The 15,681-nt window shown below is 56.0% G+C and carries 11 protein-coding genes; 5 read left to right on the top strand and 6 right to left on the bottom strand.

All coding sequences use genetic code 11. The features are described 5' to 3' along the window. Positions 1 to 165 precede the first annotated feature (165 nt). Entirely contained in the window at positions 166 to 1,464 is a 1,299-nt protein-coding gene (locus tag ACVCAM_RS18920; RefSeq protein ID WP_025913335.1) for a serine hydrolase domain-containing protein, read from the bottom strand. Positions 1,465 to 1,570: 106 nt separating this feature from the next. On the opposite strand from ACVCAM_RS18920, the gene ACVCAM_RS18915 reads away from it, so the two are divergent. Beyond that, positions 1,571 to 2,464, top strand: coding sequence for a LysR family transcriptional regulator (locus ACVCAM_RS18915; protein ID WP_008500290.1), 894 nt, complete (start codon positions 1,571 to 1,573; stop codon positions 2,462 to 2,464). Here ACVCAM_RS18915 and fumA read toward each other — a convergent pair. Together fumA and ACVCAM_RS18905 are read right to left on the bottom strand one after the other, a co-directional pair. After that, positions 2,453 to 4,102, bottom strand: a complete 1,650-nt coding sequence (gene fumA / locus ACVCAM_RS18910; RefSeq protein WP_025913337.1) for a class I fumarate hydratase FumA — start codon at positions 4,100 to 4,102, stop codon at positions 2,453 to 2,455. The two genes, ACVCAM_RS18915 and fumA, sit on opposite strands and share 12 nt — an antisense overlap. Before the next feature lie 52 nt (positions 4,103 to 4,154). Next, positions 4,155 to 5,663 carry an anion permease gene (locus ACVCAM_RS18905; protein WP_023325580.1) on the bottom strand — a complete coding sequence of 503 codons (1,509 nt, stop codon included), beginning with the start codon at positions 5,661 to 5,663 and terminating at the stop codon, positions 4,155 to 4,157. Positions 5,664 to 6,272: 609 nt separating this feature from the next. Between ACVCAM_RS18905 and ACVCAM_RS18900 the strand changes: the two genes are divergently transcribed. Together ACVCAM_RS18900 and ACVCAM_RS18895 are read left to right on the top strand one after the other, a co-directional pair. After that, positions 6,273 to 9,053 (top strand): flavocytochrome c, encoded by a 2,781-nt coding sequence (locus ACVCAM_RS18900; RefSeq protein ID WP_407223498.1) that lies wholly within the window; start codon positions 6,273 to 6,275, stop codon positions 9,051 to 9,053. A 94-nt stretch (positions 9,054 to 9,147) separates the two neighbouring features. Continuing rightward, a complete protein-coding gene (locus ACVCAM_RS18895; RefSeq protein ID WP_407223497.1) occupies positions 9,148 to 10,110 on the top strand; it encodes an FAD:protein FMN transferase in 963 nt (320 codons plus the stop codon). On the opposite strand, the gene dcuR is transcribed toward ACVCAM_RS18895, so the two are convergent. Further along, positions 10,091 to 10,810, bottom strand: coding sequence for a two-component system response regulator DcuR (gene dcuR / locus ACVCAM_RS18890; RefSeq protein ID WP_008500296.1), 720 nt, complete (start codon positions 10,808 to 10,810; stop codon positions 10,091 to 10,093). The genes ACVCAM_RS18895 and dcuR overlap by 20 nt on opposite strands. Further along, entirely contained in the window at positions 10,807 to 12,423 is a 1,617-nt protein-coding gene (locus ACVCAM_RS18885) for a sensor histidine kinase (protein WP_023293867.1), read from the bottom strand. The genes dcuR and ACVCAM_RS18885 overlap by 4 nt, the downstream gene beginning before the upstream one ends. 165 nt (positions 12,424 to 12,588) lie before the next feature. On the opposite strand from ACVCAM_RS18885, the gene ACVCAM_RS18880 reads away from it, so the two are divergent. Beyond that, positions 12,589 to 13,452, top strand: a complete 864-nt coding sequence (locus ACVCAM_RS18880) for an N-acetylmuramic acid 6-phosphate etherase (RefSeq protein WP_348581469.1) — start codon at positions 12,589 to 12,591, stop codon at positions 13,450 to 13,452. Positions 13,453 to 13,508: 56 nt separating this feature from the next. Here ACVCAM_RS18880 and ompC read toward each other — a convergent pair whose 3' ends face one another. Beyond that, entirely contained in the window at positions 13,509 to 14,672 is a 1,164-nt protein-coding gene (gene ompC / locus ACVCAM_RS18875; protein WP_025913341.1) for a porin OmpC, read from the bottom strand. A gap of 284 nt (positions 14,673 to 14,956) precedes the next feature. Here ompC and ACVCAM_RS18870 point away from each other — a divergent pair, with 284 nt between their 5' ends. Continuing rightward, a complete protein-coding gene (locus ACVCAM_RS18870) occupies positions 14,957 to 15,658 on the top strand; it encodes a phosphohydrolase (RefSeq protein ID WP_025913343.1) in 702 nt (233 codons plus the stop codon). Positions 15,659 to 15,681: the final 23 nt, after the last annotated feature.

Genomic DNA, 15,681 nt, shown 5'->3' with positions numbered 1-15,681 from the left:
TAATCCGGCGAATAAATACCATTAATGGCAACAATAACTTAACAAAATGTTGGCTTTTTATTCACCAATATTCTGTAAGTCTCTGATATTGCGATTTTGTGATGTGGCGCAGAGGCGCGTTTCAGAATGAGCCGGGTAACCGCTTCATTACCCGGCGGAGGCCATTTAGCGCAGCGCCCTGGCAATCGCGCTAAACATCAGAGAGGCTTCCAGCGGCTGGGCGCTGAAGGACGGTTCCGCCTGCGGCCAGGTAGACCACTGGACGATGACCAGATTTTCCTTCGGGTTCACCACGATCATCTGTCCGAAAATGCCCAGCGCCCAGAGCGAACCTTTCAGCGAATCCTGTGCCGTCGGCTCTACGCCCGCGGCGTTGGCGGGCACTTCATTGTTCCACCACTGGTAGCCGTACAGCCCCTCGGGATGGCCGTCTGAGACCGAGCCTTTGGCCTTCGTCCAGTCTGACGACTGCCGGATCCAGTTTTCCGGCAGGATGGTCTTACCGTTCGGTAACGTACCGTTGTTCAGGATAAATTGCCCGAAGCGTCCCCAGTCCTCCAGCGTGGCGTTAAAGCCGTGCGCGCCGACGTCGTGCTGGCCTTTGCTGTAGGCATGCCACACGCCGTCGCTCGCCATGCCGTATGGCTGCCAGATGCTTTTCTCCAGATAGGCTGCGAGCGTCATGCCGGTGGCCCGCTCCAGCACGTCACCCAGCAGCCAGGCACCGCCCGAAGAGTAAGACCAGCTCTCTCCGGCCGGGTGCGCCCTGCGCAGCCCCTTCACTAGCTTGCGCACGCAGTCATAGGTACCCGGCTTCGCCTCGCACTCGGTGAGCTGCGCGAAGTCGGATTTAGGGTTGGTGTAATCCTCGTTCCAGGCCACGCCGGAGGTATGGGTGATCAGCTGCTTAAGCGTTACGCCGTCCCACGCGGTGCCTTTCAGGTCGGGTTCATACCGCGTGATCCGATCGTCGAGCGAGTGAATTTTTCCCTCTTTGAGGGCCACGCCCACCAGCGCCGATACCACCGATTTCCCAACCGAGCGCGAGGTCCAGAGCGTCGAGTCGGTATTGCCCTCTCCAAGATACTTCCAGGCGATTTTGCCGTCCTTCAGCACCAGCATGCCGCTGACGTTCTGCCGCTGGAGGTAGTCCTTAAGGCCGTAGCGCCTGCCGTTGACCTGATAGTGTGCGTCCGTGAGCGGCTTGTCCGACATTTCCAGCGGCACAGCGTTACCGTGGTGGAAAACATCCCCGGTGTAGTTGCGGTAGTCATTGCGAAAGCCCACCACGCGATCGGCCTGACTCCAGGTGAGCATCTTATGGGTGTCAGGCAGCGTGGTGTCGAAGGGGGCAGGGCAGGCGCTGAGGTCGGTGCCTTTACAGGCCGCCACTGCCGCAGGGGAGATCAGGGTGCTGAAGACAAGGCCCGCCAGCAGGGCATGGTTTACTTTTCTGTTTTTCATATCCGTCTCTTACAGGTTAAGAACGGCTTCAGTTTAAAAACCCCGGGGCTATAATAAAAAACGCGTAGTGGGGGAAAATCCCCCTAAAAAACAGAGGGAGCGTAGCGTGGCTGGACTGATTTACTCTTTTGCACAGCTCGAGGCATTTACCGCCGTGGCCGAGAATGGGAGCCTCAGTAAAGCCGCGGTGGCGCTGAAGAAGGACCGCACGACGCTTCGCGATCTGGTTGATTTTCTTGAGGATGGGTTGGGCTATGCGCTGTTTATTCGCGACGGCCGCACCCTGCGGCTCACGCCCGAAGGGGAACAGCTTCAGCGCCAGGCGCACCTCCTGATGCGGCAGGTAAAAGCCTTTGAGGCGTTTGCCAGAGAGGTGCCGCACGGTGCGACGCAGGACCTGACGCTGGTCTACGATCCTTTTACGCCCAGAGCCTTTCTTCACGGGGTGATTGCTGAAATGGCGGTGCGAAAAATCCGCCTCAGCCTTATCTGCGCCTCGCGGGATGAATCGGAACGGCTGCTGGCGAATAACGACGCGGATCTGGCCATCTGCCAGGCGCGCAACCGCAGCGTGGGCAACGACATGGAGTGGCGTGCCCTGGGGGCCATCGAGATGGATTTTTATGCCGCCAGCGGGCTGTTTGCGGACAGTGCTTCCCCTCTGTCGCTGCTCGATCTCTCCCTGGTACCTCAGCTCGTCATGCACCCCGCCTCGGACGAGCCGGTGGCGCGCCGCCTGCAGATTTCCGGGCATACCCTCTTTACCAATGAGCCGGAGATGCTGCGCGGTCTGCTGGAGCGCGGCTGCGGCTGGGGATTCTTACCGACGCATTTTCACGCCGGGCAGTGGCAAAACGTAAAAAGGCTGCACACCGAAGTGGGCAGCCAGGGGATTGGTCAGACGATGGTCACCATCTGGAAGCCGGGGAGCGACAAGCGCAGCACAATCGCTGAAACGCTGTCGCTCTTGCCGGACGTATGGAAGCACTCAGCGCTGTGAACAGCCTTTACACTGCGGGTTCTGGATCTGCTGGAAGAAATCGTTGCCTTTGTCATCCACCAGGATAAACGCCGGGAAGTTCTCGACCTCGATCTTCCAGATAGCTTCCATGCCCAGCTCAGGATACGCCACGCACTCCAGGCTCTTGATGCTGTTTTGCGCCAGCACCGCCGCCGGGCCGCCGATGCTGCCCAGGTAGAAGCCGCCGTGCTTATGGCAGGCGTCCGTCACCTGCTGGCTGCGGTTGCCTTTCGCCAGCATGATCATGCTCGCGCCGTGGGACTGCAGTAAGTCCACATACGAATCCATGCGCCCTGCCGTGGTTGGGCCGAGGGAGCCAGACGCGTAGCCTTCCGGCGTTTTGGCCGGGCCCGCGTAGTAAATCGGATGATCTTTGACGTACTGCGGCAGTTCTTCGCCGTTGTCGATCAGCTCTTTCAGCTTCGCGTGGGCGATGTCGCGCGCCACGATGATGGTTCCGTTCAGCGACAGGCGGGTAGAGACCGGGTGCGCGGAAAGCTGCGCCAGGATCTCATTCATCGGCTTGTTCAGGTTGATGCTGACCACGTCGCCTTCGCCCTGCTGGCGCAGCGATTCAGGAATGTACTGGCCCGGGTTGTGCTCCAGCTTCTCAATCCAGATCCCGTCGCGGTTGATTTTCGCTTTGATGTTGCGGTCCGCGGAGCAGGAGACCCCCATGCCGATAGGGCAGGAGGCGCCGTGGCGCGGCAGGCGGATCACGCGGATGTCGTGGGCGAAGTATTTACCGCCAAACTGCGCGCCGAGGCCGAGGTTCTGGGCTTCCTGGAGCAGCTCCTGTTCGAGCTGAACGTCGCGGAACGCCTGGCCGTGTTCGTTACCTTCCGTTGGCAGCGCGTCGTAGTAGCGCGTGGAGGCCAGCTTCACGGTTTTCAACGTGGCTTCCGCCGAGGTGCCGCCGATCACGAACGCGATATGGTACGGCGGGCAGGCCGCGGTACCGAGAGTGCGCATCTTCTCAACCAGATAGTTTTTCAGCTTCGCCGGGGTGATCAGCGCTTTGGTTTCCTGGTAGAGATAGGTTTTGTTGGCAGAGCCGCCGCCTTTTGCCATGCACAGGAATTTGTACTCATCGCCGTCCACGCTGTAGAGGTCAATCTGCGCCGGCAGGTTGGTGCCGGTGTTCACCTCTTTATACATATCCAGCGCCGCGTTCTGGGAGTAGCGCAGGTTGTCTTCAATGTAGGTGTTGTACACCCCCTGACTCAGGGCCGCTTCGTCACCGCCGCCGGTCCAGACGCGCTGGCCTTTTTTACCCATGATGATCGCCGTGCCGGTATCCTGGCAGGTTGGCAGCACGCCTTTAGCGGCGATTTCAGAGTTACGCAGGAACTGCAGGGCAACGTACTTATCGTTCTGGCTCGCTTCCGGGTCGTCAAGAATGGCGGCAACCTGCTTCTGGTGGGAAGGACGCAGCATAAATGCGGCGTCGTGGAAGGCCTGCTGCGCCAGCAGGGTCAGCGCTTCCGGCTCCACTTTCAGCACTTCCTGGCCTTCGAACTCGGCAACGGAAACGTGCTCTTTGGTCAGCAGATAGTATTCGGTGTCGTCGTGCGCCAGTGGGAAGGGGTTTTGATAAAAAAACGGTTTGTTTGACATAGCTTGCTCCAAAAAAATAAAACCGCCGGAGGAGAAGTCCGGCGGTCAGGAATCAGAACATCATGGACATCCACGGATAGCCAATCAGCAGCAGGGCCGCCAGGAAGATGGCACCGAAGATGGTGCCGAGGCGCCAGTAGTCTTTGGTTGGCAGGTAGCCGCTACCGTAGTAGATCGGGCTTGGGCCAGTGCCGTACGGGGTGATGATCCCCATCACGCCCAGCGAGGTCACCATCAGCAGAACGAACACTTCCATATTCATGCCCGGGATAGTGGAGGCGATGGTCAGCATCGCTGGCAGCAGCGCCGTGGTGTGCGCGGTGGTGCTGGCAAACAGGTAATGCAGCAGGTAGAACGCCAGCAGCAGCACGATGGTCGCTACGCCCGGAGAGATACCGCTCATCAGCAGACCGCCTTCTTTACCTAACCAGCTGATAAAGCCGGTAGAGGAGAGGCCATCCGCCAGCGCCACCAGGGTGGCGAACCAGACGAAGGTGTTCCACGCGGCTTTATTACCGGTGATGTCGTTCCACTCCAGCACGCCGGTCCACAGCATCAGGCCGACGATGAGCAGGGCAGCCATAGCCGGTTCAATCCACGCGGCGGCAAAGATCCACATCAGCAGCGCACAGCACACGAACACCAGCAGCAGGATTTCATTGCGGGACAGTTTGCCCAGTTTTTCCAGCTCACGGGTCGCCCACAGCGGCACTTCGTTGTTTACCTTCACTTCTGGTGGGTAGAACCAGTAGGCCAGCAGCGGCATGGTCAGAATCAGCAGGATACCCAGCGGCAGGAAGGCGAGGAACCAGGTCCCCCAGGAGATATCGATTCCAACCGTACTTTTCACCAGCGCCAGGGCCAGCAGGTTCGGCGCAAGTGCGGAGAGGAACATTGAGCTGGTGATACAGGCCGCGGTGATCGCCACCCACATCAGATACGAACCAATCTTACGCGCGCTTGGGTCGTTCGGTTTTGAACCGTACAGCGGCGGCAGGTTAGCGATGATCGGGTAGATGGTCCCGCCGCTGCGCGCGGTGTTGGACGGGGTGAACGGTGCCAGCAGCAGGTCAGCAAACGTAATCGCGTAACCGAGCGTCAGGCTGCGACGGCCGAGGTATTTCACCAGAATCAGCGCCAGACGGCGGCCGAAGCGGGTTTTGTCATAGCCTGCGGCGAACATAAAGGCACCGAAAATTAGCCAGACGGTAGAGTTACCAAACCCGCTCACCGCCCATTTAAAGGAGGCGCCCGCCAGCTTGAATTTCGGATCAGCCAGCTGTTCAGGGCTGAACAGCACCCACTGGCTGCACAGCGCAATGGCGACCACGCCGGTGAGACCGATCACCGCGCCCGGCAGCGGTTCGAAGATCAAACCGACGATCACGCCAACGAAGATAGCGAAATAGTGCCACGCGTAAGGAGGCAGGCCTTCCGGTACCGGAACAAACAGCAGCAGTACGGCGACGATGACGGGCAGTGCCATCATCAGCAGACGTTTTGCGTTTCCATTTGATGCCTGGTTCGCCACAGGGGGCGTTACAGCAGTTTTTGTATTCATAGTTTCACGTCTTAAGTTGTCAAAGATTCGGTCGTACTGAAAAACAAAATCACTTTCTTAAGTTTCTTTGCTTTTTTTAGTTATTAAAGGTGCGATTTTTTATTTTCAGTAATAGCAATTTAACGCTTTTATGGAGGCGCTAAATTAAAAATTGATGATGTTTTTATATTGCGCTTTTGGATGCCATAACTATTGATCGTGATCAAAAAAATAGAATTGCAGCGTTATTTTTATGCTTTTATTAATAACCACTCTGGCGTATGTGGGTATTCCCTTTTTTATTGGTTTATTTTATCATTTTTGTAACATTTTTATTTTCTGTGATTTTATATGTGTTTGTTTTGTTTGGTGTTTTTAGTTGTTTGGAAAAGTGGTTTTACCAATCATTCTTTAACGAATTTTAAATTATTGTGAATGGCTAAACGACATTTGCTAACACCAATGTGTTAATTGTGTTATTGCAGGGATTAAATAGTTTTTTAACTAACGTAATAACTTTAGAAAGTAAAAAAATCATTATATTAATATCATGACATCGGCAAATAACGACGAACTAAAAAATTAATCCGATAACGAATTCTTAATTTTAAAAAGTTTGGAGTTTCAATTATGAGCACTAACGAACGTATTCTTAGCCCCTTCACATTACCGAATGGCACTGAACTGAAAAACCGTTTGTTAATGGCCCCTATGACCACCTGCACCGGCTATTACGACGGCACCGTCACCAGCGAACTGGTGGAGTACTATCGTGCCCGTTCCGGAAGCATCGGCACCATCATTGTGGAGTGCTGCTTCGTCGACGATCTCGGTCTCGCCTTCCCGGGCGCGATCGGGATTGATAATGACGAGAAAATTGCCGGGCTGGCGAAAATCGCGGAGGCGATCAAATCCAAAGGATCTAAAGCCCTGCTGCAGATCTACCACGGCGGCCGCATGGTCGACCCGAAACTGATCGGTGGCCGTACGCCGGTTGGCCCAAGCGCTGTTGCCGCGCCGCGTGAGGGCGCAGCAACGCCAGTGGCACTGACTGGCGAAGAAGTCGAAGGCATGATCGGCAAGTTTGGTGAAGCGGTGCGCCGCGCCATCCAGGCCGGCTTCGACGGCGTGGAAATCCACGGGGCAAACACCTATCTGATTCAGCAGTTCTATTCGCCAAACTCTAACCAGCGCGATGACGAGTGGGGCGGCAGCCGCGACAACCGCGCGAAGTTCCCGCTGGCAGTACTGGATATCACCCACAAAATGGTGCGCCAGTACGCGGACGACGCCTTTATTATTGGCTACCGCTTCTCTCCTGAAGAGCTTGAAGTGCCGGGCATCCGCTTTGAAGACACCATGTACCTGCTGGAAAAACTGGCGGCTCGCGGCGTGGACTACCTCCACTTCTCCGTCGGCGCGACCCTGCGTCCTTCCATTGTTGACACCCAGGACCCGACGCCGCTGATCGAAAAATACTGCGCGATGCGTTCTGAAACGCTGGCTCAGGTACCGGTGATGGGGGTGGGCGGCGTGGTGAATGCCGCCGATGCCAATGAAGCGCTGGACCACGGTTACGACCTGATTGCCGTTGGCCGTGCCACCATCGCTTACCCGGACTGGACCGACCGCATCGCGGCCGGGGAAAACCTGGAGCTGTTTATGGACAGCACCCAGCGCGAGGCGCTGAACATTCCTGAGCCGCTGTGGCGCTTCTCGCTGGTGGAAGCGATGATCCGCGACATGAGCATGGGCGAATCGAAATTCAAACCGGGCATGTTTACTGAGAAGGTGCAGGACGACGCGAACGAGCTGGTGATTAACGTCAGTCTGGAAACGGACCGCATTGCAGACATCGAGCTGGCCTCTGGCCCGAGCGAAGACGTTGAGTTTGTCACCAGCTTTGAAGAGATCCGCACCCGCATTCTGGATGCCAACACCCCGCACGTGGATGCCATCACCGGCGCAACCAGCCAGAGCGAGGCGGTGAAGAAAGCGGTCTCTAAAGCGATGCTGAAATCCAGCAAAGCGCTGGCCGCGGAAGAGGGCGTTGACCCGAACGAAACCCGCAGCGTGGACGTGGTGGTAGTCGGCAGCGGCGGCGCCGGTCTGGCGGCGGCGATTCAGGCGCACGACGAATGCGCGAGCGTGCTGATTGTTGAGAAAATGCCAACCATCGGTGGCAACACCATTAAAGCCTCTGCCGGGATGAACGCCGCAGAAACCCGCTTCCAGCGCGTGAAGGGCATTCAGGACAGCAAAGAGCTGTTCTACCAGGAAAGCCTGAAAGGTGGCGGCAACAAGAACAACCCGGAACTGCTGCACCGCTTCGTTGAGAACGCGCCGCAGGCGATTGAATGGCTGGCAACCCGCGGCATCATGCTGAACGACATCACCACCACCGGCGGGATGAGCATTGACCGTACCCACCGTCCAAAAGACGGCTCAGCGGTCGGCGGCTACCTGATCAGCGGCCTGGTGCGTAACGTCAACAAACGCAACATCGAGGTGATGCTGGATACCTCCGTCAGCGACATCCTCTTCGAAAACGGCGAAGTGACCGGCGTGCGCCTGACCACCGAAGAGAACGAAACCCTCACCGTGGCAGCGAAAAGCGTGATTGTCGCTACCGGCGGCTTCAGCGCTAACAGCCAGATGGTGGTGAAATACCGCCCTGACCTGGAAGGGTTCGTTACCACCAACCACAAAGGGGCGACCGGCGGCGGCATCGCGCTGCTGGAGCGTATCGGGGCAGGTACGGTTGATATGGGCGAGATCCAGATCCACCCAACCGTTGAGCAGAAAACCTCGTACCTGATTTCCGAATCCATCCGCGGCGGCGGGGCGATTCTGGTCAATCAGAAAGGGGAACGCTTCTACAACGAAATGTCGACCCGCGATAAAGTCTCGGCGTCAATCATCGCCCTGCCGGAGAAATACGCATACATCGTCTTTGACGAGCATGTTCGCGCCAAAAACAAAGCCGCGGATGAGTACATCGCTAAAGGCTTCGTGACCAGCGCCAGCTCGCCAAAAGCGCTGGCGGAAGCGCTCGGCATGGATTACCACGCTTTCCTGGCGACCCTGGAACGTTACAACGGTTTCGTTGAAAAACAGCACGATGACGACTTTGGACGTACCACCGCGCTGCGTGCGCCAATCAATGAAGGGCCATTCTACGCCATTCAGATTTCACCGGGCGTGCACCACACCATGGGCGGCGTGACCATCAACACCGAAACCTGCGTGCTGGACAGCAACCACAACGTGCTGCCAGGTGCGTTTGCGGCCGGTGAAGTGGTCGGCGGGATCCACGGCGGCAACCGTATCGGCGGTAACGCAGTGGCAGATATCATCATTTTTGGTACCCTTGCAGGACATCAGGCGGCTCTGCGTTCGAAAAAGATGTAAGGCACCTGCTTCCCAGGCCGGATACGCGCAGCGCTATCCGGCATTTTCCCCGGCGGCGCGGAGCTTGCCGGGGCTACTTCTGAGGACTCCTGCCATGCCTGATAGCCATCGCGTTTACAGCTACTCCGCCGTTCTGATGGGCTCGCCCATCCTCCTGAAACTCTTCTCCCATGACGAAGCCCTCGCGTCCCGCGTGTTTCGCCTGATCAAACAGTATGAAGACCTGCTCACCGTCAACCGCGCGCACTCGCAGGTGATGGACATTAACCATGCGGCGGGCCAGCATCCGGTCACCGTCAGTCGGCCGGTGTTTGATCTGATCCGCTGTGCAAAAGCGGCAAGCTTGCTCAAGGACAGCGCCTTTAATCTGGCGATCGGTCCGCTGGTGAAGCGCTGGAAGATTGGCTTTCAGGGGGACAGCGTTCCGCCTGCCGATGAAATCGCGTCGCTGCTGGCGATAACCCGGCCCGAGGATGTTCTCCTTGACGAGGCCAGCAGCAGCGTGTTTCTGACCAGAGCGGGGATGGAGATCGATCTGGGGGCGATTGCCAAAGGCTATATCGCCGACCGGGTGCGGGATTACCTGCATAAAGAGGGCGCGGAGCTGGGGCTGATTAACCTCGGCGGCAACATTCAGACGTTAGGCTCGCCGGAAGGGGGCTGGAGCGTCGGGCTGAAAAAACCGTTCGCCGGAGATGCGCTGATTGGCACGATGATCGTTGAGAACGTGTCCGTCGTCACGTCGGGAACCTACGAGCGCTATTTTGAACAAGACGGCAAACGCTATCACCACATTCTTGATCCGCGCACCGGATATCCGCTGGACAACGAACTGGACAGCGTGACCATCATTTCGAAAGATTCCATCGACGGCGATATCTGGACCACGCTGATGTACGGCATGGGCGTGGAGAAGGGCTGTGCCGCACTGTGTGCGCGCCCCGACATTGAGCCCATCTTTGTGACCAAAACAAAAGAAGTGGTGTTCTCTTCAGCACACCACTTCCGCTTTACCCTGCTGGATGATACCTACCGCGTTACTGACAGTATTGCTTGAGCAGGCCCGTTTGCTCCGGCTGGAGACGGTAGCGATACACCGGACGCCCGGTGGCGCCGTAGTGAATGCTGGTGAACAGAATATTGATTTGTGCCAGCCAGATCAGGTATTTGCGGCAGGACACGCGGGAAATATTGACCGCGTTTGCCAGATCGTCGGTGGAAAACTCCGTCTCCGGGTGAGCGTCAATCCACTGGCAAATCGTGCGCAGCGTTTGCGGCGTTAACCCTTTCGGCAGCTTTTTGCTGTCCGCCAGTTCCGGCGCCCCGCCGTGGATCAGGCGGTCGACGTCCGCCTGCTCGTAATACTGGTGCGACCCCATCAGGCTGTGCTTTGCCTTCCAGCCGTTCAGCGCCTCTTCAAAGCGCGGGAACTGGAACGGTTTAATCAGATAATCCACCACGCCGTAATGGATGGAGGTCTGGATCGTCGCGGCGTCGGCGGCCGAGGAGATCATGATCACGTCGATTGGGCGGCCGGATGCGCGAATCACGGGCAGCAGATCCAGCCCGTTATCCTGCTGCATATAGACATCCAGCAGCACCAGATCGACGGGCTGGCTGGGGTTATTAATGATGGCCTCGGCCTGGCTTAGCGTGGAGGCGACGCCGCAGCAGCTAAAGCCTTCAACACGGTTGACATACAGACGGTTGAGGTCGGCTACCATGGCGTCATCATCGACAATTAACACATTTATCACGCGATTTTCCTCTCGCTATCCCAGGGGATGTGAACAAAAAATTGGGTAAATACGCCGGGCTCAGACTCGACGGAGATATCGCCGCCAAGGTTCTGAATCTGCTGGCGAGCAAGGAACAGCCCAACGCCGCGGTTTTCACCTTTTGTTGAGAAGCCCTTTGTAAAAATAGACTCCAGCTGAGTGGGATCAATGCCGGGGCCATCGTCGCTGACTTCACAGCTGAGCCAGCCATTCTGATAATGCAGCAGCAGGCCGATCTCGCCCTCCTGCTGTCCTTCCATCGCGTCGAGCGCGTTTTCAATGAGATTACCCAGCGCGGTGATCAGCACCGCGACCTGCTCTTCACTTGCGGTATCCGGTATCTGGCTTTCATCCGCCAGCGTCAGGGTGACGCCCGCTTCTTTCGCCCGGTTGATTTTACCCAACAGGAACCCGGCAACCACCGGGGATTTTACCTTGCTCTGTATCGTACCGATATCCGTCTGGTAATGATGTGCCGTCTGGAGAATGTACTCTTCCAGCTTGTCGTAGCGCTTAATATTCAGCAGGCCGAGTATCACATGCAGTTTATTCATAAACTCGTGGGTGTGAGCGCGCAGGGCATCGACGTAGTTAACCATGCCGTCCAGACGCTGCATCAGCTGGCTGACTTCCGTTTTATCACGGAAGGTGGTGATGGCGCCGATCACCCGATCCTGACTTTTCACGGGGACCATGTTGCACAGCAATAGCCGACCGTTGCAGCTGATCTCCTGATCCTGGCGTGCGACGCCCGTCTTCGAGACGTCACGCAGGCTGGCCAGCAGGGGCGCGCTGGTGTTTTCGGTCTGCTTGCCGGAGGGGAGAAGCAATATTTCTCTGGCGGTCTGATTAATCATCGTCACGCGCCCGTGTATATCAACGGCCAGAACACCCTCGCGAAGCGACTGCAGCATCGCCTGGCGCTGTTCGAACAGGGCGGAGATTTCGTAGGGTTCGAGCCCGAACAGAATGCGCTTCAGAACCCGCACCAGACCCCAAATCGCCATAGAACTCATAAAAATACTGAACAAAATGGTCCAGACGGCGTTGAGCCGCCCGCGAGCGATCTGCTCTTCAACCTTATTGAGGGAGATTCCGACGACCACCACGCCAATCTGCTCGTGCTGCGCGTCGTAGACGGGCGTAAAAACGCGCAGCGCTTCGGCGAGCGCGCCCCGGTTAACCGATACGTTCTCTTTGCCTTCCAGCGCGGGCGTTAAATCGTCACCGATAAAATGTAGCCCGAGCAGCGCCTCATTCGGATGAGAGTAGCGGATCCCGCGCATATCAGTGACCACGGTGAACAGCAGATCGTTTCGCTTCGTCACCGCCTGGGCGATGGGCTGAATAATGTTCTCCTGCGGTGCCTGCATGAGGCCGCGCTGGATCTCGGGGCTGTCGGCGAGGGTGCGGGCAATGCCGAGCGCGGTGTCTTTGACATCATCGCGCGTTGCGCGGGTGATCTGCACCGAATAGAGCGCAAAAACCACCAGCAGAACTGAACCGATAATCGCGCACACCATCAGCGTGACCAGCGTATTGAGTTTCATGGGGCGCTTGCGCGTCGGAAGGAAAGGCTGCAAATCGCTCATCAATACTCCGCGATGATTAAGTAAGAGGGTAATTATCGCTGATGACGCACTTTTCTTAAAGCCATGTAAAAGCGTGGATTTGGTCCTCTTTTCGTGACCCTCCTCGCAGGTCATCTATATAAAACACTTTATAGTGTGTGGGTACTCATAATAAGGAGGCTGTTTATGAGCATTATGCTTACCGGTTCGGTCAAGGAAAGACGGCACGCCAGCACGATGAATATCGATAGATTGTCCACGCTGGACATGCTGAAAGTCATTCACCAGGATGATGCACTCATTTCTGCTGCTATCACCCCTTGTTTACAGACGATTGCCCGTGCGGTGGATAACGCTGCCGCGACCCTCAATCACGGTGGTCGCCTGGTCATTGTCGGGGCGGGGCCGTCTGGTCGTGTCGCGCAACAGGTTGCCGATGACTATGCGCCCGGCAAAACCCCTGTGATGGCCGTAACGGCACAAGAGGGGGAAGGGAGCTACGAGCGCGGCGTTTCCGACCTGCAGGCCATTAAATTTGGTGAACACGATATGATGCTGGCCGTGACCGTCAGCGGAAAAACGCCGTGGGTCTGGGGAGCGATCCGGCATGCATGGTCGCTGGGTTCGCCGGTCGCCGTGCTTACCGGTGATGCGCAAAGTGAAGCCGCGCAGCTGGCAAGTATGGTTATAGCCCCCGAACTGGGTGCCGATGTGGTGGCCGGCTATCTCAACACCAAAGCGGGGATCGCGCAAAAAATGATCCTCTCGATGATCGCTACCGGGCTGGCCGTTCGAACCGGGCGCGTATACAGCAACCTGCGGGTGGATCTTGAGGCAAGCAACACCAAATGGGCCGAACGTCAAATCGCCATTGTAATGGAAGCGGGGGGATGCTCCCGGGCGGAGGCAAAAGCGGCGCTGGAGAGCTGTAACCATCACTGTAAAACAGCGGTATTGATGGTGCTGACAGGGCTGGATGCGTGGAAAGCTCATGAGCTGCTGGTGCAGAATAACGGGTTTATCCGCGTGGCGCTGCAGGAAGCGCCGTAATACGTACCGTTAAGAAATAAAAAAGGCCGCAGATGCGGCCTTTGATATTTTAGAGGTTAGAACTGGTAGGTCATGCCCACACCAACGATGTCGTCGGTGGAAATACCGTTGGCTTCGTAGAAGCTTTCATCGTTGTCCAGCATGTTGATTTTGTAGTCAACATAGGTAGAGAAGTTCTTATTGAAGCTGTAGGTCATACCCAGGTCGATGTAGTTAACCAGGTCCATGTCTCCATGCTGACCCTGAGGGTTACTGGCGTTGCCTGGATAGGTCATGTCCTTGCCCTTAGAGTAAACCCATGCAAGGGATGGACGCAGGCCGAAGTCGAACTGGTACTGTGCAACCGCTTCGAAGTTCTGAGTCTGATCCGCGATACCATAATCACCATAAGGCGTCATGTTGCGGGTTTCAGCGTACATCATCGCCAGATAGACGTTATTGGCGTCGTATTTCGCGCCGAGAGTCCACGCTTCAGCTGTTTTACCGCTCGCATAATGCGCGCTGTATTGGCCTGCCGCTTCCTGTTTGTTAGTACGGTCAGAAGAGGAATACGCCGCCCCCAGGCTCAGACCGGAGAGATCGCCAGAGAAGTCATAGGAGGTAGACATACCGAAGCCGTCACCGTTCTGGAAGCGTACATCTTTATGACCATTTTTCGTGCCTTCCTGGTCTTCTTGAGCAAACTGATCTTCATTTGCGCCCTGATACTGCAGCGCGATATTCAGACCCTCAACCAGACCGAAGAAATCACTATTACGGTAGGTAGCCAGACCGTTAGCACGGCCAGTCATAAAGTTATCAGTCCAGGTGTAGGAATCACCGCCAAATACAGGCAGCATATCGGTCCACGCTTCAACGTCGTACACGACGCCGTAATTACGGCCATAATCAAATGAACCGTATTCGCCAAATTTCAGGCCAGCGTATGCCAGACGGTTAAAGGATTTATCACCCGCGCCTTCGGTATCGTTAGCGTAGGTTTTATATTCCCACTGGCCGTAACCGGTCAGGTCGTTAGTGATCTGGGTTTCGCCTTTGAAACCAATCTGTACATAGGTTTCATCGCCGTCGTCGCCAGGGCTGTCAGAGAAGGTATGACGCGCGTCGACCTTGCCGTACAGGTCAACTTTGTTGCCGTCTTTGTTGTACATTTCAGCCGCATTTGCTGCGCCTGCCATTAATAACGCGGGTACAAGAATTGCCAGAACTTTTCTTTTCATTATATATTCCCTTTAAAGATAATTTATATGAATATATGTAATTACCCTCCGTAATTACAGGGTTGATACTATTCCAGGAGATGTGATTTAGTTTCAAAAATAAATGTAATAAAATTCGATGTAATATTTCAAATTATTTCTATAAATCTCTTTATTTTTCCAGTGAATTAATTAATTGAATTTATAAGGTGTAATTATTATTAAATATTTCGCATTTCTATTTTTTAATTTATTTAATTTGGCTATGTTATAATTCATCCTCTTTTTAACAACAGGACATGACGATGGAACTGGCCCGGTGGCAGCATGGCTTTGAGCGCTGGCTCAAGGAAAATCATCAGAACGACGATACCGCACATGATATTTCGCATTTTCGACGGGTCTGGATGACGGCGCAAAAAATCATGGTTCACCACACGGTCGAGCCGCGGGTGATTCTGGCCGCATGCTATTTTCACGATATTGTCAGCCTGCCGAAAAATCATCCCGAACGCAGTCAGTCGTCAAGGCTCGCCGCGCGTAAGACGAGCGACATTCTGCGCCGCGACTTTCCGGACTTTCCGCCAGAGCATATTGCCGCCGTCGCGCACGCGATTGAGGCGCACAGCTTTAGCGCCGAAATCGCGCCGCAGAGTATGGAAGCCAAAATAGTGCAGGACGCTGACCGGCTGGAAGCGTTAGGTGCTATCGGCCTGGCGCGCGTTTTTGCCGTCTCGGGCGCGCTGGGCGTGCCGCTATTTGACGCGGACGATCCCTTTGCCGATGCGCGATCCCTCGACGATAGGGCATTTGCCCTCGACCATTTTCAGACCAAGCTGCTGCGTTTGCCTGATACAATGCAGACGGAAATGGGCCGCGAACTGGCACGTCACAATGCCGATTTCCTGATCCAGTTTATGGCGAAACTCAGCGCCGAATTACACGGCGACTGCCTCGGGCTGGATAGCCAGGTGCTGAGCCGCTTCCGTCGCAGTTTGCGCAACTGAACTGTGGTAATCTGTTCCCAGTC

Source organism: Enterobacter sp. CFEC122, assembly GCF_052983755.1.
This window is presented reverse-complemented; position numbering and strand designations above follow the sequence as displayed.